The sequence below is a fragment of the Marinobacter sp. LV10MA510-1 genome (genome assembly GCF_002563885.1).
Lineage (GTDB): Bacteria > Pseudomonadota > Gammaproteobacteria > Pseudomonadales > Oleiphilaceae > Marinobacter.
In genome coordinates, this window is sequence record NZ_PDJA01000001.1 from 892,382 (window position 1) to 914,548 (window position 22,167).

General features: G+C 53.1%; 18 protein-coding genes and 1 pseudogene. 3 read left to right on the top strand and 16 right to left on the bottom strand.

All coding sequences use genetic code 11. The annotated features are described in order from the left end of the window. Window positions 1-9: 9 nt before the first annotated feature. Entirely contained in the window at window positions 10-1,965 is a 1,956-nt protein-coding gene (locus tag ATI45_RS04275) for an alkaline phosphatase D family protein (RefSeq protein ID WP_098418412.1), read from the bottom strand. A 268-nt stretch (window positions 1,966-2,233) separates the two neighbouring features. Continuing rightward, window positions 2,234-3,246 (bottom strand): annotated as a pseudogene (gene tnpC / locus ATI45_RS04280) (IS66 family transposase). Window positions 3,247-3,514: 268 nt separating this feature from the next. Between tnpC and ATI45_RS04285 the strand changes: the two are divergent. Next, window positions 3,515-4,900: an LTA synthase family protein gene (locus ATI45_RS04285; protein WP_228735932.1), complete on the top strand. Its 1,386-nt coding sequence runs from the start codon at window positions 3,515-3,517 to the stop codon at window positions 4,898-4,900. Between the two features lie 51 nt (window positions 4,901-4,951). Here the strand turns inward: ATI45_RS04285 and ATI45_RS04290 are convergent, their stop codons facing one another. From ATI45_RS04290 to ATI45_RS04315, 6 genes are all read right to left on the bottom strand, one after another. Beyond that, window positions 4,952-6,241: a sensor histidine kinase gene (locus tag ATI45_RS04290; RefSeq protein WP_098418413.1), complete on the bottom strand. Its 1,290-nt coding sequence runs from the start codon at window positions 6,239-6,241 to the stop codon at window positions 4,952-4,954. Continuing rightward, complete coding sequence (locus tag ATI45_RS04295) at window positions 6,238-7,071, bottom strand: response regulator transcription factor (protein ID WP_228735933.1); 834 nt, start codon at window positions 7,069-7,071, stop codon at window positions 6,238-6,240. The genes ATI45_RS04290 and ATI45_RS04295 overlap by 4 nt, the downstream gene beginning before the upstream one ends. Beyond that, window positions 7,007-8,506: an ArnT family glycosyltransferase gene (locus ATI45_RS04300; RefSeq protein WP_098418415.1), complete on the bottom strand. Its 1,500-nt coding sequence runs from the start codon at window positions 8,504-8,506 to the stop codon at window positions 7,007-7,009. The genes ATI45_RS04295 and ATI45_RS04300 overlap by 65 nt, the downstream gene beginning before the upstream one ends. After that, window positions 8,490-9,530 carry a glycosyltransferase family 2 protein gene (locus ATI45_RS04305; protein WP_098418416.1) on the bottom strand — a complete coding sequence of 347 codons (1,041 nt, stop codon included), beginning with the start codon at window positions 9,528-9,530 and terminating at the stop codon, window positions 8,490-8,492. The genes ATI45_RS04300 and ATI45_RS04305 overlap by 17 nt, the downstream gene beginning before the upstream one ends. Beyond that, on the bottom strand, window positions 9,514-9,903 hold the full coding sequence (locus ATI45_RS04310) for a GtrA family protein (protein WP_098418417.1): 390 nt from the start codon (window positions 9,901-9,903) through the stop codon (window positions 9,514-9,516). Before ATI45_RS04310 ends, ATI45_RS04305 begins: the two co-directional genes overlap by 17 nt. Before the next feature lie 201 nt (window positions 9,904-10,104). Next, a complete protein-coding gene (locus ATI45_RS04315; RefSeq protein WP_218926111.1) occupies window positions 10,105-11,358 on the bottom strand; it encodes a phosphatidylglycerol lysyltransferase domain-containing protein in 1,254 nt (417 codons plus the stop codon). A gap of 262 nt (window positions 11,359-11,620) precedes the next feature. On the opposite strand from ATI45_RS04315, the gene ATI45_RS21815 reads away from it, so the two are divergent. Beyond that, window positions 11,621-11,896 (top strand): hypothetical protein, encoded by a 276-nt coding sequence (locus ATI45_RS21815; RefSeq protein ID WP_143751128.1) that lies wholly within the window; start codon window positions 11,621-11,623, stop codon window positions 11,894-11,896. 219 nt (window positions 11,897-12,115) lie between these two features. Here ATI45_RS21815 and ATI45_RS04320 read toward each other — a convergent pair whose 3' ends face one another. Continuing rightward, window positions 12,116-13,060, bottom strand: coding sequence for a hypothetical protein (locus ATI45_RS04320; RefSeq protein WP_098418418.1), 945 nt, complete (start codon window positions 13,058-13,060; stop codon window positions 12,116-12,118). A 946-nt stretch (window positions 13,061-14,006) separates the two neighbouring features. Between ATI45_RS04320 and ATI45_RS04325 the strand changes: the two genes are divergently transcribed. Next, the gene (locus ATI45_RS04325) at window positions 14,007-15,152 is read left to right on the top strand and encodes a hypothetical protein (RefSeq protein ID WP_098418419.1); all 1,146 of its coding nucleotides are present in this window, start codon (window positions 14,007-14,009) and stop codon (window positions 15,150-15,152) included. Between the two features lie 43 nt (window positions 15,153-15,195). Here ATI45_RS04325 and ATI45_RS04330 read toward each other — a convergent pair whose 3' ends face one another. The 7 genes from ATI45_RS04330 to ATI45_RS04365 form a co-directional block, all read right to left on the bottom strand. Next, window positions 15,196-15,906: a hypothetical protein gene (locus ATI45_RS04330; RefSeq protein ID WP_143751129.1), complete on the bottom strand. Its 711-nt coding sequence runs from the start codon at window positions 15,904-15,906 to the stop codon at window positions 15,196-15,198. A 513-nt stretch (window positions 15,907-16,419) separates the two neighbouring features. Next, window positions 16,420-17,565 carry a lysylphosphatidylglycerol synthase transmembrane domain-containing protein gene (locus ATI45_RS04340; protein WP_143751130.1) on the bottom strand — a complete coding sequence of 382 codons (1,146 nt, stop codon included), beginning with the start codon at window positions 17,563-17,565 and terminating at the stop codon, window positions 16,420-16,422. After that, window positions 17,562-18,251, bottom strand: a complete 690-nt coding sequence (locus tag ATI45_RS04345) for a VIT1/CCC1 transporter family protein (protein WP_098418423.1) — start codon at window positions 18,249-18,251, stop codon at window positions 17,562-17,564. Before ATI45_RS04345 ends, ATI45_RS04340 begins: the two co-directional genes overlap by 4 nt. 76 nt (window positions 18,252-18,327) lie before the next feature. Beyond that, window positions 18,328-18,666, bottom strand: coding sequence for a BON domain-containing protein (locus ATI45_RS04350; protein ID WP_098418424.1), 339 nt, complete (start codon window positions 18,664-18,666; stop codon window positions 18,328-18,330). Window positions 18,667-18,800: 134 nt separating this feature from the next. Continuing rightward, on the bottom strand, window positions 18,801-20,087 hold the full coding sequence (locus ATI45_RS04355; RefSeq protein ID WP_098418425.1) for a ferric reductase-like transmembrane domain-containing protein: 1,287 nt from the start codon (window positions 20,085-20,087) through the stop codon (window positions 18,801-18,803). Window positions 20,088-20,157: 70 nt separating this feature from the next. Further along, complete coding sequence (locus tag ATI45_RS04360; RefSeq protein ID WP_098418426.1) at window positions 20,158-21,486, bottom strand: ATP-binding protein; 1,329 nt, start codon at window positions 21,484-21,486, stop codon at window positions 20,158-20,160. Then, window positions 21,476-22,141 carry a response regulator transcription factor gene (locus ATI45_RS04365; RefSeq protein WP_098418427.1) on the bottom strand — a complete coding sequence of 222 codons (666 nt, stop codon included), beginning with the start codon at window positions 22,139-22,141 and terminating at the stop codon, window positions 21,476-21,478. Before ATI45_RS04365 ends, ATI45_RS04360 begins: the two co-directional genes overlap by 11 nt. Window positions 22,142-22,167 lie beyond the last annotated feature (26 nt).

Below are 22,167 nucleotides of genomic sequence, written 5' to 3' on the forward strand. Positions count from 1 at the left end.
TCATGCATTTCAATGATCACTTTCTGCTTTTAGAAAGCGGGTTCCGCCAGAGCTCGAATTCAGTTGTTTTATGGCAGTCGGTTCCCCCTCCTCGTTAAGTTCCACGATTCCGATACCCGCATTGTTCCACAACCGTTCCCCGGCGCTACGGCCTTCGGGCATTCTTGGCGTTACTCGCATACGCCGCCGTTTTGTAAACCAGTTAAGTGGCGACCGCGGTGCATACAGCCAGCGATTCATCCGGTCCATCCACTCCATGAGCGAGTGCGGGAATTCGTTCTTGATACCACTGCTGGTGATCTGCCAGATTCTGGGCCGGTCTGGTCTGTGTCGAAGGCGCACATCGTTGACAAACGAATAATGAACGTCGCCAGACAGTATCACGAAGGTTTCGGGGGTACGGGAATGGCCAAAGATGTTCAGCAGCACGTTGGCGGCACCCCGGTGGGCCATCCAGTTTTCAGCATCTACAATCAGGGGTTTGCCCACGAAGGTGAACGCACTCTGAATGGCTTCAATCAGTTTGACGCCGAACATGGGGGCCGGCGAAACAACAATCACCGCCTTCTCGCCGATGATGTCCTGCTGGAGGTCGCTCAATGCTTCCCAATTGAGCAAGCCAGAGGGCCTGGCCGCATTCAGTTCGCTGCGCCAGCGGCGAGTGCGGGTATCCAGCACCACGATTTTGGGCGAGGTTTGCAAAGTGTAATGCCAGTGCTCAAACCGCAGCAGACTATCAACAAGCGTATCTTGCCGGGCCTGATCGAAGTAAGCGCCCTGCTCTGCCGACGCCGTCAGCGCCTGAATGGATGGCATCGCGTCAGCGAAGGCGTCGGGGTCGTTGCCCCAGCCCTGGCAGAGCAAGTAGGCAATCAAGGCGTTGCCAACAATGCGCCTGGAAAACGGGTGTTCGTAGGTAGTGGTCTCCCACAAAGCAGACAGGTTCCAGTCGTCGGTAACGTCGTGATCATCGAAAATCATGTAGGTCGGAAGATGCGCCAGCGCCCGTGAAGCCCGTGGTAATCCAGCCACAAAGTCGTCAATCGCAGCCTGTTGCCCTTGATAGGTGGCTGCGTCCTTCGCGCTTAGTACCGGAGGTTTTATGGTCACCAGGCGCCAACACACCGGCGACCAAACCAACAGATACATGGCCATGACTTCGTTCAGGGAGATCAGGTGATTGTGGGCATTGGCGGTGGTAAATACTGGTTTTTTGGCGCCCCCGAAGAAACGTTTTGTCAGCGCCTGGTTGCTGCTGACATCCGGCAGCAACTTTTCCCGGTGAAAGTAGGTATCCGGATTCTGCCGCAGCGTCTTACTGTCACTGACACAGCTTTCAGTGAGTGCCTCCTCGTAAAGGCCGAGGCGGTCAATCAGGCTGTGTATGGCTCGAAGCATAGGGCCAGCAACATCGTCGGCGTAGATCTGGTCGCCGGTCATCAATAGCAGGGCTGGCCGTTTTTCAACAGCATACTGAGCGTCTAACAGCGATTGGTCTACCCGTATAAGCCCGTCGGCGGCGGCGGAATGAGGCCGCCGGCATGAGCCGTGGGCCAGCCGGTCTAATCTCTCTTTAATCACGAAATCGGGCCAACTGGCGCCCGGCAGGCAAAGGTGTGGCGCCCAGTCTTTGATCCACAATTCGTCAGCGTTATCACTGTCATGCCCCAACTCATCAGACATGCCCAGGTCGTATCCGATGCGGGTATTTTCCGGCAGTGAATCGTCTAACTCAAGATCAATCAGGTGCAGGTAGGCAGAGGTTCCGAATCTCAGTCTGGTGACGTCTCTGTCGGTCAGTACCCGATCAAACCAAGGCTCGGCTGAACCCGGCAGATACAGCCGCATTCTCAGGGTCAAGGAGCAGGACCCCACCATCCAGAGAACCAGCCTGTTAACCCTTGTGTGCCTGAGAATCGGCCCAGACAGAACCTGCGGCAGGGACTTCAAACACGGCTCACTCATTGATGGCTCCTGGCGCACGTTGATGCCTGTTTTCTAATATCTAATGCCTGCTTCGATTATCTCAGCCCGGTCGGTCTTCGAAAAGTTACGACGAACAGCTATAATACGACTACCCGCCAACTTCAAGGTCTGACTGATGTCCTGCACGTGGTTTCAGACGGGGCGAATGCCCTGAGGGCTAGATGCCATTGACTTGGGTATGCGTGAAACCGATCATCAGGCGATACAAGTTACAGTAGGTGGTAAAGCAAAAATGAGTGGTAACTATTCAGCTGGTTTGATTTAAAACGGTCGTATCATTACCCGCACCCACCGCCATGAACGGCGGCACACTCCCCTCGAAAAAATGCATCAGGGCTTTCGAGGCAGACACGTTCTGCTTACGCGCCGTCGACAGATAACTGCGCACGCGACAGAAGATCTCGGCTCCTTCAAAGGATCGAAAACAACCCGATATTTTTTGCTGCACTTTGAACATACGGATGTCTCGCTCACCTTGGTTGTTGGTAAACGGACCCTCTGGATTGTCGAGGAAGCGCAGCACATCCGCTTCGTAGGCGATCAGCCGCTCCAGCAGATTGCGTGCCCGCGTGCGTTTGAGTCGCCCGGGCTTGCCCTGGCGTTGGCTTTCATCCGGCGGCGGGCACTCTTTTTGCGCGTTTGCCAGGCAGCGTCGGTACACCTTGCGCCACCGCTGCGCTTTGTCCGGTGGCAGGCAGCCGCCGGCGTCGTCGACGCTGTCGGTCATGATGTTCAGTAGAGTTTGCATCCGTTGAGCCCACACCTGTTTATCCTGCTCCTAGGCGCGCTGAAGTTCTCGCAGGTGGTGCGCATTGCACAGAGAGTGCAAGCATGAATAACGGTAATACGGCTTCCAGTGATCGTGACAGAGCACACCGTTGAAGCGCGGCAGGATGCCGATCGCATTCATCGCCTGCTGACCTCGTTGTGCATGGGGCGCAAGCCAGGTTAGTCGGTCATTCGATGCGCCGTGCAGCCAGTGACGTTTACCACCGGTTGCAACGTCTTCCCAACGCGGCCGGGCTGCCCGCCTGGCTTACGCCCGCTCTTCAAACGGTTCTGTCTGGGGCGGTTCGGATCCTGAGACGGCGGCTTACTGCTGTTGGCACTGTGGGTGTTAATCCGCCCACTCAGTATCTGGACCAGCACAATCAGCAACTCGATGGCCGTCCGCATGGAAGGCGCGACGGTTGTGTCTGCTTGGAGTTGTTGTCTGACGTTTGCCAGCGCAGCGTCGACATCAATGTTACTGATCTTCATGGGTCTGAGTACCGTCGAGTGATGCCTTATTATCGCACGACTTTTTCAGGTCGAATTTTTCGTCCTGAGCGCGGATTTTACGGGGTTTTTCAAATCGACGTCGCCCCGGGGATGGACAACAAAACGAAAGGGCCGTGAAGGGATCTTGGAGGCTTTGCGCGTCGCTTAATGGGTTTGCGTTGAGTGTGGCCTAAATTCATAAAATTGGGGCCAAAACCCTGTTAAGAACTTTTTTAGAAAATTTGAGCTGAATAGTTACGCGGTTTTTATGTCCATTCGCTCCACCACTGGCCACCGCCCTGCCAACCCGGCAATGTTTGCGTTGACCTCCGATGCTCTGGTGAACTCGCTGATTATCAACTCTACCTGGTCCGTGGCGTTTGCAATCTACAATCTCAAGCACGAGGCAGACGCGAGTGCCCGGTATGGCGATATGAAAATGGCCGACATACTGGCCGAGGTCAGGAGTGCGCCCTGGCTCAGTGGCTCAGAATTTAACTCCAGTCCGTTCCCGACCCTGCATAGTCAAACCCCTGTGCAACAGAGACAGCGCCCTCTTAATTTAGTGATCGTTCTTGAGGAAAGCCTGGGTGCGACCTTTGTTGAATCGTTTGGTGGCACCCCGGTGACTCCTCGCCTGGAAGCATTGAAAGAATCCGGGTGGTGGTTCGAAAATTTGTACGCAACCGGTACAAGATCCGTTCGGGGTATTGAGGCCGTTGTGTCTGGATACCTTCCCTCACCGGCGCGCAGTGTGGTGAAACTATCACTATCACAAACCGAATTTTTTACGCTGGGCGAGCTGCTGAAACAAAAAGACTACGACACCGGGTTCATCTACGGCGGCGAAACCCATTTCGATAATATGCGCAGTTTTTTTGCTGGCAATGGCTTTGACACGATTGTTGGCCAACAGGATTATACCGCCCCCTCGTTTACCGGTAGCTGGGGGGTCAGCGATGAAGATCTGTTCGCAAAGGTCCATGAAGACATTCAAAAGCTGCATGCCTCCGGGGAACCCTTTTTCCGTCTGGTTTTCTCGTCGTCCAATCACACACCGTTTGAATATCCGGACAACAGAATTGAGCAGTACGACGAAGAGAAAAACACCGTCAATAACGCCGTCAAATACGCAGATCACGCCTTGGGTCAGTTCATAGATACCGCGCGGAACAGCGCCTATTGGAAAGACACGGTGTTTCTGATTGTTGCGGACCACGACGCCAGAGTTTGGGGCGATGAGCTGGTGCCCATAAAGAATTTTCAGATTCCGGGGCTGATACTCGGTGCGGACATTGAGAGCCGCCGTATTAAAACGATCACAAGCCAGGTTGATCTTGCACCAACGCTGCTTTCACTCATGGGCATTACGAGCAAGCACCCGATGGTAGGCCGTGACCTGGTGCGATTTCCGGACCAACCCGGTCGGGCGATGATGCAATTTAACGATTATTACGCCTGGATGGACGAAAACTATAAAGTGACGGTATTACGTCCCGACCAAAAGCCTTTGGCAGGGGCATATTCGCGGGAAACCGGGAGCACCGAATATCTGGAGGATGTACCCGAAGACATGGCCGTGAGAAAAGCGCTGGCCCACGCTCTACTCCCTTTGGAACTGTATCGCGAGCGGGCCTATGGGCTACCCGATTAACCTGACCCGGGGCCGAGTTAGCGTGGGCATCTGTGCAGAGAGCCGTGCCTGTCAGGCACGATTGTGAAGGTGTATCAGGAACTCCGTTCCTCTGTTGTCTGACTGTGCGATTTCCAGCTCCCAGCCCAGTCGTTCACAAACCAACCGAACGATCAGCAACCCAAAGGTGGTATTACTGAGCTCTCCGGCCGTGGAGGTAATGGCACTGGGCGCTCCGATAGCGCTCAAGTGCTCCGTTATTTTGCTAGGAAGCCCGGGGCCGAAGTCTCGCACCGAGATTCTGTTTTCGATCATGCGAACCTCCACTCCGGCATGAGTGTGCCTTAGCGCATTCTGCAGCAGGTTACGGAGCAACATTCGCACCAAAGCGGGATGGGTTTTAACTCTCAGCTCAAGGTTGTTGTTGCAGACAGTGATTCGCCCGGCGTGAGCCGGATTTCCATGCTCCAGGTCATCAATGGTGTTTTGAACGATGTCCTGCAGCACAATGGTTCTGGCGTCGCCTTCGGACGCCTCACTGCGGGCAAGCTCAAGCAGTACGTCGGTATCGTCGCGCATGGTTTGCATGGCTCGACGAATACGGGCGAGGGTTTTCTGATCAGGCGCCGACAAGCTTTGGCGTTGTTCCAATACATTCAAAGCGCCACTCATCACCGCCAGAGGCGTACGAAGTTCATGGCTGGCCAGCTTCACAAACGATTTTTCCCGCTCGATATGGTGTTCAAGCGCAGATAGAAAACGGTTAAACGCCTCGGCAATATCGCAAAACTCCTGATCACGATAGTCCGTGGCAATTTGCTCCATCGAGGCCCCGGGCACTGTGTTCAGTACTTCGTGGGTTAGCTTTCTGAAAGGACGTATCAGGTACTGCGCTCCTGTGCGGGCAACGAAAAAGCCAATAAGCAGCATTAAACCCGCCACACCCACCAGGACGAGCAGAACCAATCTCTCACGATTCTCCATGATGGTGATGTCTTTGGCCAGAAAGAGCTTGCCATAGGGCGCTTCCAGCTGTTCGCCGTAAATCAGCAGCGTTGTCTGCCCTACTTCAATTTCCCGGGAAAATGGCAAGGAAAGGCTCCGGAAATATTCCGGTAACACGGCGTCTGCCTCGCCTTCTGGCTGAAAAACAGCCTCAAGCTGCGCAGTCTTAATGGTCTGAAAACGCCCTTGCTGAAGTTGCTCCGCGAAATACTCGGCTTCAGCCTTTAGCTCCAAACGCAGAATAGTGTCCTCAACGTCATTAACAAACACTTCGACAATAAGCATCGACGTTGCTGTGGTGGCTGCAATCAGAAAAAAAAGCGTTCGCACCAGGCGTGCGGTCAAAGACGACTTCATGGCGTTTCAGGATTCCCTGTTGCTGGCACTTCCAGGCTGTACCCCCGCCCATGAATTGTTTTTACCAGCCCATTGCCCAAGCCTGCATGCAAGGATTTTCGAAGCGTATAGATATGGGTGCGAAGACTGTTGCCCTCGGTTTCTCCATGGTGAGCGCCCCATACCGCATCGGTTAACGCCTCGTGGCTGAGAAAGCTCGGATACGCCCGCATCAACAACTCAAACAGGCGGGCCGGAGTGCCAGACAAGGTCGTTTTTGATCCACGCAGCTTCACTTCCAGAGTACCCGGATCGAACCTCATATCGCCAGCCGTTAAAACCGGCCTTTGCGGTGAATGGCGCCGATGCAGAGCATCGATTCTTAGCTGGAGTTCGCGCAGTTCAAACGGCTTCACCAGGTAATCATCCGCGCCGCAATCAAAGCCTTTTTCCTTGTCGCTAAGGGCGCTGAGTGCCGTCATCAAAATGACTGGGGTTTGGCATTGCAGGTCTTGACGGATACGCCGACAAATATCATAACCATTGACGCCGGGTAGCATCAGGTCAAGAACTATCACGTCATAGCTTTGCGTTGCCAGCAGGTGCAAAGCCGTTAAACCGTCCGCCGCAAAATCCAGGCTGTAGCGATCTTCACCCAGAAACTCAAACAGGTTTTCAGCCAGATCGACCTGGTCTTCGATGATCAGCAGCCTGAGAGGAGACTGAGCAGGAACCTTCCGAGAAACTTGGCTAAAGTTTTGTAAGGAAGCCTGGAGAGAATCTTGATTAGATGTCATCCGAGCGAACTCCGTTGGTGTCAGACACCGATTGCTGATCACGGCGTAATCCATCAATAACCAGCAATTGATAGCGCTTATTTTCCATCACTTTTCTGGCGGACGGTAATAAATCAACCACTTTTTCGCTTGACCATTTTTGGGGTACTGCAACATACAGATGTTGAAATGCGTCAGTACCGGGCAAATCATCCAAACCGTCTCCCGTGACTTCCAGAGCCATTCCACCTGAGTAAAATCTGGCTGAAAATGGCAGATCGCCCAGATAGATCAACGGGCTGTCATCGGCTTCCCTGACCTGCTCATAATAGCTTACCAGTTCCTTCTCTGTTTTGAGCTGCGTCCAGCCCATGGTGGCGACACCCACGAACACGGTCAGTAAGACAGGCACAAGCGCCACCAAACCACCGCGCACAGATGATAACCAGAAAGGCTTACATTCTGACACCCAGCGGCCGATCAAAATGGCAGTAAACGGCAATGAGGGCAGTATATAAGTCCAGAGTGTATTGCCTGCGAGCGTGAAAAACAGCATCGGTGCCAGTGCGCTTACCAGCAAAAAGCTAACGCCCGGGTTCGATAGTGTCCTGCTTACAATGCCGTGTCTTTTGCCCCTGAACCACACCAGTGCCAAGCTGAGCAAAGCGACTATGCCCCAGGGGAACGAGGCCCACAACCAGAACATCCAGATCATACCTTTTGGCTGATTATGGGCGCTGCCATAAAGATCACCCGCCCACCCCGGATCCAGAAACCGGCGGACATGTTCACCAATAATAAAGTAGTCCAGAAATCCCGGCGTCTTTAACTCGGCCAGTATGTACCATGGGAAAGCCAGCACGGCCGTCATCAGGGTGCCCCGCCACCAAGGCAGTCGCCTCAGATTGTTGACGGCCTCCCGCCATGACAGCAATAACCACAACACGATGGGAATCCCGACCAGTACCAGGGCCAAAGGCCCCTTGGACAACAGCCCAATCACAAGGCCAACAAAGAAAAGCCAGCGCCACCGACCGCCTTCCCCCATCATTACCAAACAGAAACTGACTAACGTAAGGGTTGTGCCCAGGGCCAAAAAGGCGTCTGTCATCACCGCGCCGGCGCTGATGTATGTCAGGGCCATGGTGGCGAAAACCAGGCTGCTCCACTGCGCCACCTGAACACTCCAGAGTTGCCGCGCCAGTCGCCAAACCAACCATACCATGGCAAGCGTTGCCAGCCAGGCGGGAAAACGCAGCGAAAACTCCGAAACCCCAAACACCTTGGTAGCCGCTGCCTGGGCCCAGAATGACAAAGGTGGCTTGCCCCAGAACGGAACGCCGGGCTCAAACCAGGGTGTAATCCAGTCACCGGTTTCGGCCATCAGGCGGGCAATCTCGGCGTAACGGGGCTCGGTGGTGTCAGCAAAGGGAAACAGCGCCATGCCGATGAAGCGACTGACCATTATTGCAGCCAGTATCAGCAGCCAAACGTTAAACCGCTTTGACATGACGCGTCTCCGTCATTTTTTGGTTAACCTGTTGGCGCAGGCCATCCCGACTTTCAACGACTTCCTCTGTCAGGTAGACCGGCCGCTGCTTTGACTCCATATAGGTCTTACCGACGTATTCGCCCACGATGCCTACGCTCATCAGCTGAATACCCCCCAAAAAACTGATAATGGCCACAAGCGAGGGATAACCGCTGGTCGCATCGCCCAGCATGATGGCCTTAACCACGATCCACAGTCCGAAGACCGCGCCCATACTGGCGGCAATGAGCCCGATCACAGTCGCCCAGCGCAACGGTGAAATAGAAAAAGAAGTCAGCCCTTCAAGAGCCAGGCCTACCAGCCCTGGGTAATCCCATTTCGTCTCCCCGGCCACTCGCGATTCACGGTCGTACTGGATAACCTGAGTAGGCATGCCAATCCAGGCAAACAACCCTTTCATATAACGATTGCGCTCCGTCAGCACCAACAGAGCGTTAACGGCTTTGCGGCTCATCAACCGGAAATCGCCGGTATCCACCGGAATATTGGTTCGACTGGTCCAGTTCAGCAAACGGTAAAAAAGGTGTGCACTCCAGCGTTTGAAAACGGTTTCGCCCGCCCGTGAACGACGCTGCATCAGAACAACGTCAACACCAGATTGCCAGCATTCGACCATAGCCGGAATCTGCTCGGGCGGATCTTGCAGATCAGCGTCCAGCACGATCACCGCATCGCCCCTTGCGTGTTCCATCCCCGCCGTCATTGCAGCTTCCTTGCCGAAATTCCGGCTCAGTTTGACAAGGCGGACGCCGGGCGTTCGGTCGATAACACTGCGAATGTACTGGGCACTGCCATCGTCACTGCCATCATCAATCAGCACAACTTCCCAGCGTAGATCCAGCTTGGCAAGCACAGGTAAAACCCGGTCGAAGAATGGTGGCAGCATCGGGCGCTCGTTGAAAAGCGGCACCACCAGTGATAGCAGCGGCTTATCAAGCGGGCCATCAAACGGTAAAACAGGGAATTCAACGCGTTTGTTCATGGAAGACCAACCTTTGGTAGACGATGTAATTCAGTGCAGCGACAAGAGCTGTGGTTACGACTTGTGACAGCGGTACGGAAAGTGTCAGAACGTTATGGATCAGGAAGAAAAAGACGAGATTGCACAGCCAGGCAACAAAGCAGGAGCCGATATAGCGCCAGAGCGTTACCCTGTGGGGACCGGCATTGCGGAATGCCAGTCGGCGTTGAAGGCCATAGTTGAGTACGGCGCCAGAAACGCTTCCACTTGCGGTTGCCAGTGTTGGCTCCAGGCCTGCGCCGATCAGAGCTGCCATCACAAACCAATGGAACAGCGTGGCAAGGCCGCCGGCGGCAATAAACCCCTGCAATTGAAGCGGTAAGAATTGTTTCATTATGAAAATGACCACCACATTGACGACTGATAGAGTCGGCCTGACATTGAGTGGCTACGTTAGCCCACCCCATGTCATGGCTTTGTGGAGGTTTCATCAGAAAAATGTCAAAAATTGACAGATTGTGGTTTATCTCAGAAAGTTTTTTACGCTGAACTCCCTCACCACCCTACTTCATCAGTCGGCGAAACCCGCCCGAAATCAGCACATTGAGTTCATTAAGAATCCTGGGCGCAGCCAGTCCGCCAGGGTGGCCAGATAAATCGGGCTCCACTCCGGATCAAATTTCTCTTTAAAGGCCCTGAGCCCTTCGAAATTGTAAAAATGTTCGCCGTGCTCGTAGACGAAGCCGCCAATGCGGTTCCAGATGGGTGCCAATTGACGGTTTTCTATGCCCGAAAAGGGCGCGGCACCCAGTGAGAACCAGCGATAATCCTGGGCTGCACCCCAGAGCATGAGCTCCGCGAGCAGCGCATCCATCGCGAACCCGGAACCGCCGGGACGATAACGCATAAGATCGAATGACAATTCATGCACGTTAGAGCCCTTGAAGAGATTAGCGAAAGCGATAATCTCGCCCGCCTTACTGCGCAATACGGCCACGTCGAAATTGGCGATATAGCCTTCTTCGAAGGCCCCAAGCGAAAACCCCCTCTCTTCTCCCTGTTTACTTTTGAGCCATGCATCTGAGATCGATCGCAACTCAGCCATTGATGAAGCAAGCCCGACCGCAGGAATCACTTCAAACACGTAACCGTCGCGCTCGGAACGGTTGCGTGCCTGGCGTAACGCTTTCCTGTTTGAGCCGTCGAGCGTGAACCCGCGCAGGTCAACCCGCGCTACCTCTCCGATTTTGAGGATCGACAGGCTAAGATCTAGAAAGACCTCCATGTAGGTCAGCGATACCGCATAGAAGGCGCATCGTTTTCCCTGTCGGTCGGCCATTTCACGAAATTGCCAGACAAGTTTCCTGGCCACTATCGCATTACCTACCGGATCGCCCTTCGCAATCAGCGAATGGCCGGTGTCGGCATACGCGATGAAAGCGCTCTGATCATCGGCAACGAGAAATGACTTGTCCCCCGTCAGCGCAATGCTCGCCTCGGAATCTTCACTGGCAGCAACGAGTCTGCGTACCACATCGGGAACCGGCTCCAATCGCTTGCGGCTGGCCTTACCGATCATCAAAGAGTTGAACGTGATCACAGCCAGAGTAATCGCACTCACAAGACTGGCCCGCAGGAATCGTGACGCGTCCCCGTGCCAGGTAAAATCCCACCAGAGCACATTGCGATACGGTAAATGGGAATAGGCAAAAAGCCCGATCCAGAATACCGCTGCCAAAAGGGCCAGCGTGGTAACGATCCAGATCCCGTTTAATCGGAACACCGATACGCTGTCAGCACGATAAAACGCCGGGCGAAAAAGCCCCAGTACGGCCATAGTGGCAAGCATTGAGGGGTCAGCTCACGAAACGGAAAAAATTGTACGCTAAGCCTTTAGTATGAATGATTTTGACACTGTTTTTGCCACAATTCATAAAGTTGCGCAGTAATTAGTCGACGACAGGCCCTTGCTAAATAATTTTCATTTCAGCATGAGTTGCGCTTTAAAAACTCAATTCTGCAACTACCCTCATTGGGCGAACAGAGCGAGAAATCCGCCGTTAATTCTAATAGCGGGTACGCGAATGAATATCAGCTCTTAGGGGAATATTATGAGACAGATAAGACCATTACGTTTGATCTTTGCAGCTTTATTGTTTGCCACATCACTACCGACTCTCGCGGTGGCCACGACTATAGAGCTGGTGAATGACAGCAATTCAGATGAAACTTTAATCAGATCAAATACGTCTGGAATTGTGACACCTCCAGCGCCAACTCCGTTATTTGCGAACGATACCAGCGTTGTTGTATTAGAAATCCCGGCACCGCTGATGCAGGTGCAGGTGCTTTCACTTATCGAAGCTACAGATTTAACTGGTCGGTAATTAAAGTCGGATCTCTATACCAGTTCTCAGATGGAGCTGAGCCTGCGTCGGATTGTGAATCACAAGTAATTCTAAAAAACTTTTTTACTGGTGAGTATTCTGTACGATTTACCGTAGAATAAATTTTTTTTAACCTGATCTGACTAGGATTACTTCACTGTGTAACGTACATATACATTGCACAGTGAATTATTTATAAGATAATGTCTTTTCGGCTATTTATTTAGTGAAGCTGGGTACGTATAGCTCTCTGGTAGCGTTTATAGAATCATCCAATCTACTTTCATACCCACTAAACCAAGACTGTTTTTGTATATCCTCCGCATTCAGAATCAGGCCTTCCGTAATACTTCTTGATTCAGACGTCTCTGCGGCTTCCATAGCTTCATACAACAACCTGATGAGAGGACTGTCTGGTATCAATTCCTCTGGAGTCTCTCCGCTTTGGATTGACGCTCTTTCGTATACTCTCTGAACGGCCGCGCGTTGGTACGCATATTCAAAAGAAGTCCCTTTTTCTTCATTTCCTACAGCGTCTAAAAATTCTATCGCAGCTTTAAATCTAGAAACTCTATCACCAACAAAAGGGTCGAAAAACTGGTCCTTTTCGCTCGTCGGACCGTTATAGAGCCCCATGGCAAGCCCCTGTTGTTGATTCATTTTATTTCGAGCTATGGCCTGCTCATCTTTTGTAAACATTTCGCCTTGATTACTTGCAACAGCATAGAGTGCTCGCCTATCAAGCTCACCCAGTAACGAATTTCTGCTTTCTGCAGGTGCGTTATTTGGCGGATATGACTTTCCAATCGACTCCAGACGCTCATAATTATTATCCATACTAGCGCGTGCATCTATCGCAACCTGGCCAAAATCTTTTCCAGCAGAAAATGTATCACGATCAGGCTCTTTGACACCTAATGCAATATTAGCAGCTGTAAATCCGTCATAAGTCGGCATAAACTGTTCGTAATAGCTAGGGGATTGACCACCCCTGGAGACCTCTAGTGCTTTTCGGCCAGCATCTGAAATAGTAACATTGTTGTTACTATTTTCAGGACTAGCACCGTCCTTGATGGCTTTCTCTTCGATTCCAGATCCCGTTTTTTCCAAACTAGCGTATTTATTTTGCACTCCAAATGGTTGGCTGCTTATGGTAGATATCACAACAATGCCTCCGCTAAATACCTATATATTATTTGAGCGAACCTTTGCATCAAGGTATGCATCCATTTTTTAAGCGTGGTAGACAATGGCCGCTTCTGCGTGCTTTGAAAGCCAAAGTTGGTTGGCATCTCACAGATAACCATTCGAGTAAACACGCTGTTGTGTTTGCCAATTGCAGTATGTGATTAACGCCCATACTCTAACCCCTTCGGAATACTCCCTATTCTTGTTATCGGGACTTACCGGAATAACTTTAGCTAATCGGCCAGCCTATCTAGCGGATTGCATCCGGCGTTTTGATCATTACCTAGTATAGTAGCTCCCCAGGCCTCCATAGACAAAATTCCTGAAGCGCGAATAGATGTAGCGGCCCGCAAACATCCCTCGTCGCGAGATCACATTCCGTGACAATGAGCCCGCAAACATCGAGGCGGACCCACATTATTTGAGAATAGAGCCTTCGGTTAGATCGGTAGCCCAGCGTCCCGCATCTGCTCCATCAGTTCATGCGCCCGTGTCGCCTCCATATCCCCGGCCAGGAACCGCCTGACTTCTTCTAGCCACCGTGGCAAAGCGCTTGCCTAAAGGATTTCAAAAGATAAACAAACGAAACAATTTGTTACACAGAACTAATAGAGACTTACTATTCTTTAGGCGGTCGCGCCAACAAGAGTGCGTTAATTGATAGAAGGAGAGCACCGTGCAGAAAAACAGAACAATTTCCTTTGCGTGGGTCGTAGCTTGCGCCATTGCCTCACCGTCGCTCATGGCAGCGACACCTGTTCCGCTTTCACCGGCTCGATAGGCGCTGTCCAAGGTCGAAACGACCTCAGGCACCACCGGCGCGAATGCACCTGCCCAACTCGAAAAAAGCTACTACAACTTTGAAGCAGTACCGGTTCGTCCGTTTGAGCCGTCCAAACGCCACCCTAGCGCTGGCGATCCATTGGCGGCAGTTTCACATACGCAAGCGAAAGTAACGACCAACGCCACCACTCCGCTCTGCACCACCCTCAACACGGGTACTGCTTACACATTAGATGGCACGACTACCGGCGGCTCTTACTGCTATCGCTTCAAGATAACACAGCGCGCCAAAACCCAAGTGTTCCTGACTGGGCAGAATGCCAACACGGATTTCGCCCTGACACTGATCAAACATGAGGCAGACGATACGCTGACGTCACTGGGAACATCGGACCAACCCGGAAATGCCGATGAAGGACTCTTGGCGCTCACTGAACCCGGTGATTACTATTGGTCGATGGATGCCAATGTCTCTGATGGTTCCGCTTTCCAGTTTGGTGCAGCGGTGAACACGGCTGCGGATGCCAACGAACTCAATGACGCGGCAAGTCTATCAACACCAATACCTGATGATCGGACGCCGATGGTTGGGAGTATAAACAGTGCCCAGGATATCGACTATTTCAATTTCGTGGCAGAAAATGGTCAGGATCTGCAGATCCAGTTGACGGACAGCTACGGCCAGAACGAATGGGTTATTGAGTATTTCACCGGCACCGTCTGGAACACTCTTGGCGCGAATATGCTCCATAATCTTGGAGGCTTGCCAGCGCCCTTCACGCTCAATATTCGAATTTCCCCAAACCCGGCGGTGGCAGTGAATCCGGCGCACGATTATGAACTGGTGGTGGGAGCGCGCGTCACTGCTTCAGACAGCGTCGATGTCGGAAGTGATGAAAATTTGGTTCGTATGAGCACTTCCCCTTTTCTGACTGACCAAGTGCATAATGAGTTGGATTGTTCCATGCGAGTTCTGGACTCAAGTGGCAATCCTGTTGAGGGAGCAGAGGTGACTTTCAAATATTATACCGATGACATACCATTGACAATCGACACAGCGATCAGCAATTCGAGCGGTATCGCCGGTAATATCATCTCGTTGCCCGATTGCACTGGCAATTATTCCACCACGGATTATTCGGGTGGCTATACATGGCTGTCAGAGTTCAATGTTGGGGAATGGGCGATTCGGGTGAAGGATACAGATCCCGAGGAAGTCGGAGTCGGAGGCGAGAACTATCCAGCCGTGACCTTAGGACACGTCTGCGATCAGACCATTCAGTAAGTAAGTACCTGAGGCCCAAGAAGTGCTTGGGCCTCGTCTCCTTTTACACCGTAATCAGTCCAAAATCCGCAGGTTTGGCATATTCAGCAGATGCGTTAGCGCTAATCTGGCCCATTAAAGCGCGCCCGCCGTAAGCGAAGCGACTTTCGTAATCATTGGGATCAATCGGGTTCAGGTCATAGCTCCCGCCTGGTTCATGCACTTGCAGGTAGGAACGAAGATCAACAATATCCCCAAAATTCCCCTGGGATACGTCGAATCGGCCGATACCATTACTCACGCCAGCTGGCCCCCGATTCAGCTCCAATGCCCGAATCATCGTAGAAGCCACTTGGTTGGCCTGATATTCAACATCTGCTACTGAGAACGCGCTCTTGAGGGTGGCGCGCTCCTCAGTTGTTAGGGCATCGCTGCCTTCCGAGAATTCCAATGAACCGTTTGACACGGAAAACCCCCAATCCTTTTCTTGCAGATCGGGTGATAGAGACTCCATTGCCGTATCAAAGCTACGCTTGAGGCCAGCTGACGCCGTGGCGACACCAGTGGACAACGCCACCATCATCTCATCCAACCTGGCATTGGTCGCTTCATGACTTTCTTGCGGCATCTTGTATATTTTATCAATAACAAAGCCACCGGTATCCAAAGAGTTCTCTTTCGCTCCATGGTAAATTACCGATGGAACCTCGCTGTCCTTAAAGTCCGCAGCAATCGGCGCTTCGCGGACGATTCTTGCAGAACCATTTGAATACACGCCCTGCTGGCTTGTTGATTGCGATATGTGATTTAAATCCGTCCTTTTATCTCCTTCGAAATACTCTTTCTGTTATCGGTACTTCCCGGAAGAACTTTAGTGGTTCAACCGTCGATGAATTGGCCAACTGATCCGGTGGTATGTATATCACGCTCTGATTCCAGCCTAGTTCGTGCCCAGAGTCGTCGCAAACAAAATCCTCTGAGTGCAGCGTGTAAACTACCTGTATCCGCTGTCAGTTTGGACTGTGCCCTAACCGGGCGTCAGGCATCGCATGGCACATACGTCAGAATAGGGTGGTATATAGAAATAGTTGACGTTTGTTACGAGGGGTCTTAGAGTTCATCTTGACACTTCGACCGGGGAGCGTGTTTTGAAAGGTTGGCCCCATTGAGAGGGATTCCTCCCAGTCCAGCCCTTTCAGTAATGACGCGAGCAAGCCCAAGGCAATCAGCGCCATCGCCATCACCCAGGCGCGGTAAAGTTTGCGATACAGACCCCTTGCCACAACGATCAAAAAAATCCCGGCATGCTACCCACCAGATGGGACACTTCAATAAAAGATAGGGGCAGAAGGTCGCGCAACACACCTAGGCGCGATTGTTCGGCAGGCAGGCTGTCCGATACCAGAAGAAGTACTCCGGCAAGCAGAACGATTCCTGCTGCGACGGGCGGAACCAGTGGCCGGAACGCGCGCCAGATCATTTGCACACCGCCGGTCAGTTCACGCCGTCGCGCCATGGCCGTCATCAGGCTCAGGCCCAAAGTCGCGACGATAAAGGGGGCGATTGTGTAGATGACACGATAGAGCAAAAGTGCCGCCAGAACGTCCGAACGACCCTTGGCGCCTAATCCCGCAATGATCGTCGCCTCAAACGCGCCTAAACCGCCCGGGGAGTGGCTGAGCATGCCTAACGCGACAGCGCCAAAGAAGACGGTCACGAAATAAGGCAGGTTCTGCACTAAGTCCGCAGGCATCAGGACGTAGAGCACCATCGCAGCGCTGGTCAGATCGAGCAGCCCTGCGCCCGTCAGTAGCGTGCCCAGTTTCGCGCCTGGCAGGGGGATTCCGAAACCTCCCGCCTTCAGCTTTCGTTTGCCTGTAGCCAGCCAAAACATATAGGCAGCCAGCCCTCCCAGAATTGCAAGACCTGCTCCGGTTTCAAGCGCTGGCGTTATTGGCAAGATCGCGCTCAAACCCAATGGGTGAAATACCAGCAGACCGCCAAACACCAGCGCCAGCCCCGAACAAAAGCCAGTCCAGGATATCGCGATGACCCCGGTGACTGATGCCAAGTCGAGGCCGAACGAAGAATAAACACGGTAGCGGACGGCCGTGCCCGTGAGGTAGGAGACGCCTAACAATCCGGATATGGCGTAGCCTGCCGCTCCAGCCAATGCGGCAATGCGAAAAGGCACCTTTGACGGCGCGACCAAGTTGACGGCAAGAGCATCGTACAAAGAGATCCCGACAAAACTGAGCGCGGTGAAAGCGAGGGCTTTGAGCAGTAAGATGGGAGACGCCGCTACAAGATCGGCTTTTACGTCGTTCCATGTTACGTGGGTAGCAAAACGGTGAAGTGCAAAAACCACAATCACCGCAATAACAAGCGGAACAGCGATCCTGACCGCAGGGTGTGTGATGATCCGCAGCATCATGCAATCACACCAAATATTCGACCTACACCTGCCGTGAGCGCCATTGCCAGAGCACCCCAAAATGTCACTCTGATTGCACCAAACACCATTGGTGCACCACCTGCCCTTGCGGCAATCGCGCCTAGAAAAGCGAGAAAAACCAGTGAAGACACGGCAACTACAGAAATAAGCTGGCTCCCGGGTACAACCCACGCCGCCGCTAACGGAAGTGCGGCACCTACGGTAAAAGTGCCTGCCGAAGAGAACGCTGCCTGAACAGGCTGGGCGCGGGCACTTTCCGAGATACCGATCTCGTCCCTGGCATGTGCGCCCAGTGCATCGTGGGCCATCAGCTGTTCAGCAACCTGCTTCGCCAGAGCCGATTCAAGCCCTCGGCGTTCGTAAATCAGAGCGAGCTCCTCTGTTTCGGACTCAAAGTCTTCTGCTAATGATTTTTTTTCAATCGCCAGGTCGGCTTTTTCAGTATCAGACTGAGAGCTAACGGACACGTACTCACCCGCGGCCATAGACATAGCGCCTGCAACCAGACCGGCAAGTCCTGCCAGAAGAATGCCTTCATGAGCGCTGCTGGCCGCAGCAACACCAATAATAAGACTCGCCGTAGACACTATTCCGTCGTTTGCACCGAGGACGGCAGCGCGAAGCCAACCTACGCGGTGTGATCGATGGATTTCAATATGGCTCATAGGCTTCACCAATCACTCAGGCTGTAGAGAACGACACTGCAGAAAATTCCTTTAAAGAGAATAGTCCGCAGCCGGCTCAATTCTTGATAATCAATTCATTATGGATGGTGTGGGCGCCGTCTGCCCCCTGCGCGAGTTTTATAGTCGTATCGATTTGGTTTTGCGTGTCGACCACGCCAACCACGCGCACATCACCCTTCCGCGTGGTCACGTTAATATCAAAGCCATTCATAGCGGTGTTTTCTAGAAGAACCATCTTGACGTTTTTTGTCACGTTGGCATCCGCTACGTTGACGGCGTTCAAGATATTCTGTTGTATACCTTCGAAGTTTCCAGGGGGCTTGTTGCAAGCCGTCAACAGCAAAAGGCTGAACAAGGCAATGCTAAAAAGTTGTGTTCCACGATAATTATTCATCTTAGTCTACTCATTGCGGGCAGGGTTTCCGCCAATGTTTAATTTATCAGACTGCGCCTGCATGCGACGTCGGCCTGTGTGTTGCCAAACGCCAGCGGCCCTCCAGTGACCGAGGCTGAAAGGCGAGCCTTATTTCAGCGAAACTCAAAAATTTCCTGATGAAAGCGCACCGATACGGACTGTTGCTTGAGGCCGCTTCGCAGCGCCTTTGCCAGGCCTTGCGGCCCGCAAAACCAGACATCCACCTTGGCGCTAAGGATCTGCAGTTGGTTTGCGGTCAATCGCTGTCCCTGCAGACTGTCGTGGATGTGCAGTGATATGTCCGGAAGTTGCTCCGTCAGTTGTTTCAGGCGAGTCACCATTGGGTCATTCACGGCTCCTGCGGTGCAGTAGTGGAGTGTCACGGCTGGATGTCTTTTTTCGGTATTCATTAGGCGTTTGTCCAGCGCTGCCAGAAACGGTGTGATGCCGATGCCGCCCGCCACCCAGATCTGCTGGGTGTTTTTCCTGCCGCTGTCGAGATCAAAACGACCATAAGGGCCTTCGAGCGTAACCTCCTGGCCACTGTGCAACTGCTGCGGAATCTTGCGAGTGTAGTCTCCTAGTGCCTTGATCTGAAAACTGAGTTGACCGGTGGCATTGTCAGCACAGGACAGGCTGAAAGGGTGTGCCCCTTCGATCCGGTCGAATGTCACCAGGGCGAATTGTCCGGCTCGATGCCCGGGCCACCGTTTTCCCATGTCACAGACGACTTCCGTGATGTTGGCTGATGTCTGTTTGACGGCCTGAACCATCCCTTTGTAGCGGTGACTCCTGCCGATCTTTCCGGTCAGTGATTGCACGCTGGCGGTGGCACCACCCACTATTAACAGGGCCATCAGCCAGCCGGTGGGTTGTTGCCACCACAGCAGCGGAGCCAACAACAGTGCATGGGCGGCCAGTGCCAGATAAATCAGCGGCATCACCCTGTGCAGGTAACGCCAGTAACCGTAGGGCACCCAGCGAATCAGGGTAATAACCACCAGAAACACCAGCAGATACAGGCCAGGCTCGCCCAAGTCTTCAGCGCCATCCTGCAGACTGTCCAGTACGCCCGAAAAGTTGGCTTCCTTTAAGCCGCGATCGGTTCCAAACAGGGCTTCAAGGGCATCATCCGCCATTTCGATCAGCCAGTGTGACAAGGCAAAAATGACGGCCAGAATGCCGGTCCATTTATGCAGCTGATACATTCTGTCCAGACCACCCAGCGGGGATTCCAGCCACCCAGGGCGGGTAGCCAGCAGCATAGTGATGGACATGAAGTTGATGGCAAGGTATCCACTGAGTGTCAGAAATTGCTCATAGCTCAGCCCGGGAGACCAGACACTCAACTGAACCGCTAAAAGCAGAAAAAGGACGACACTGGTGCGTAGGTTGGGCACAAACAAACTCCGTTTGGGTTTGTCTGAATTATGCAAAGTGAACCTGACACCAGCCTTAAACCTTCGGTTTTCATTCGACCACAATAATATTGAGTTCGGCTTCAAAACCGTCGCTCTGGCCCGAGGCTGGTGACCGAAGGTTCAGGGATATGCCCGCGCCGCTGGCGATGGCTTCAACAATCGCAAGCCCAATGCCGGAACCCACTGTTTTTGTGTTGGAGCGGACAAACCGATTACGCAATAAGGCAAGTTTCTCCGGCGATACAATCTCACCGCGATTGACCACTCGCAGGATACCGTCATCGGTCAGGCTGATATTCACAGGTTGATCGTCCGCGCCGTGCCTAAGGGCATTTTCGATCAGGTTCCGAACCAGAATGGCGAAGGCGTCCAAGTCAAGTAATGACGTAACGTCACCATCAGGCAGGTTGAGCAGGAGTCGGCCTGGCGCCTGGTGGTCATAATCACTGGCGACCATCCGCAGTATGGGCACAAGGTTGTGACCCTGTTCCGATAAGGCACTGCCACCCTCGGCCTTCGCCAGTTCCAGCAGCTTCTCTGACAGTCTGGACAGGGTGCGAAGCGACTCTTCAATCTCGCTGGCTCGTGCTTTCACTCCTGGATCCTGCGTTCCCGTCTTTAACCGCTGTAGCTTGGCCAGCGCCGTTGCCAGTGGGGTTCGCAATTCATGGGCACTGTTGGCGGTAAAACTGCGCTCTGCTTCAAGGGCGCGACGCAGACGTTCCAGCAACCGGTTCACCGAGATCATGATGGGTTCAAACTCTTCCGGCAAACGCTCGACTGCGACGGGCGAAAGATCGCCACCACCGCGAATTTCTATCGACTGCTGCAATTGAACAACCCGACGAAGTGACCGTTTTATCACCCACCACACCCCAACCAGGCTGATGGGAATCAGGAATATAAGCGGCAACAGTAATGCAAGGCTCGTGTCCAGAACGGCTTCGCGCCTGTGGTCCAAAGGTTCGGCAACCTCGATATAGAGGGTTTCGCTGATGGCTGATTCCCCGTATATCCGATGAGTTGGCGTGTAAGAGAAGCCTTCTCGCGGAATAGCGCCGAAAATCTGGGGGTCCGCGTCGTGGGATTGCAGCAGCAACTTGCCTGACTTGTTACGAACCAGATAGGTGAGATACTCGTTGTGTTCTTTCAGGGCCAATACCCGCTCCAGACCTGGGTCCCCTTCCCGGTTCAGTATGTCGGTCACCGCCAAAGGCAGGATACGCTGCGCTGTTTCCTCCAATGCACTGTCGAACACCTCGTTCATTTCGTGCCGGGCCACCACGCCTGATGCGATAACACCCAACAGCCAGAGCAAGGTCACGCCAAGGGTAAGCCAGGTGCCGAGGGTTTTGTGTAAGCTGGTTCTAGTGCTCATTGGGTTCCAGCCTGTAACCCATCCCTCTGACGGTCACTATGGCATCGTGCCCCAGTTTTTTGCGCATACGGCTGATATAAACCTCTATGGTGTTGCTTTCAATTTCGGCGCCGAATTCGTACAGCCGGTCTTCAAGCTGAGCCCGCGATAGCAGTATTCCCGGGCGTTGCAGAAATCCCTCAAACAGCGCCCATTCACGGGCAGTAAGCTCCACCGGCTGGCCGTTGCGGCTGATGCGGTGGTCACCCAGATCCACTTCAAGGTCGCCAACACGCACCAGAGGATTCGGATTGCCGCGATAACGGCGCGCCACGGCGGCCACCCGGGCAGACAGTTCTGATAGGTCAAAGGGCTTCACCAGGTAATCGTCGGCACCGGCATTCAGCCCCGCGATGCGGTCTGACACTTGGTCCCTGGCGGTCAGAATGATTACGGGGGTTGTATCACCGGCTGCCCTCAGTTTTTTCAAAAAATCAAAACCGTGACCGTCTGGCAGCATCAGGTCGAGCAAAATCAGGTTATAAGGCGTGGTTTTCACGCTCGTATCAGCGAAAGCGAGGCTCTGTACCCAATCTACGGCATGGCCATCTTCGCTGATCTGATCCCGCACGGCCTCGCCCAACCCGGTTGTATCCTCAACCAACAGTACCCGCATATCTCACCCTTCCCGTGATCGTGACC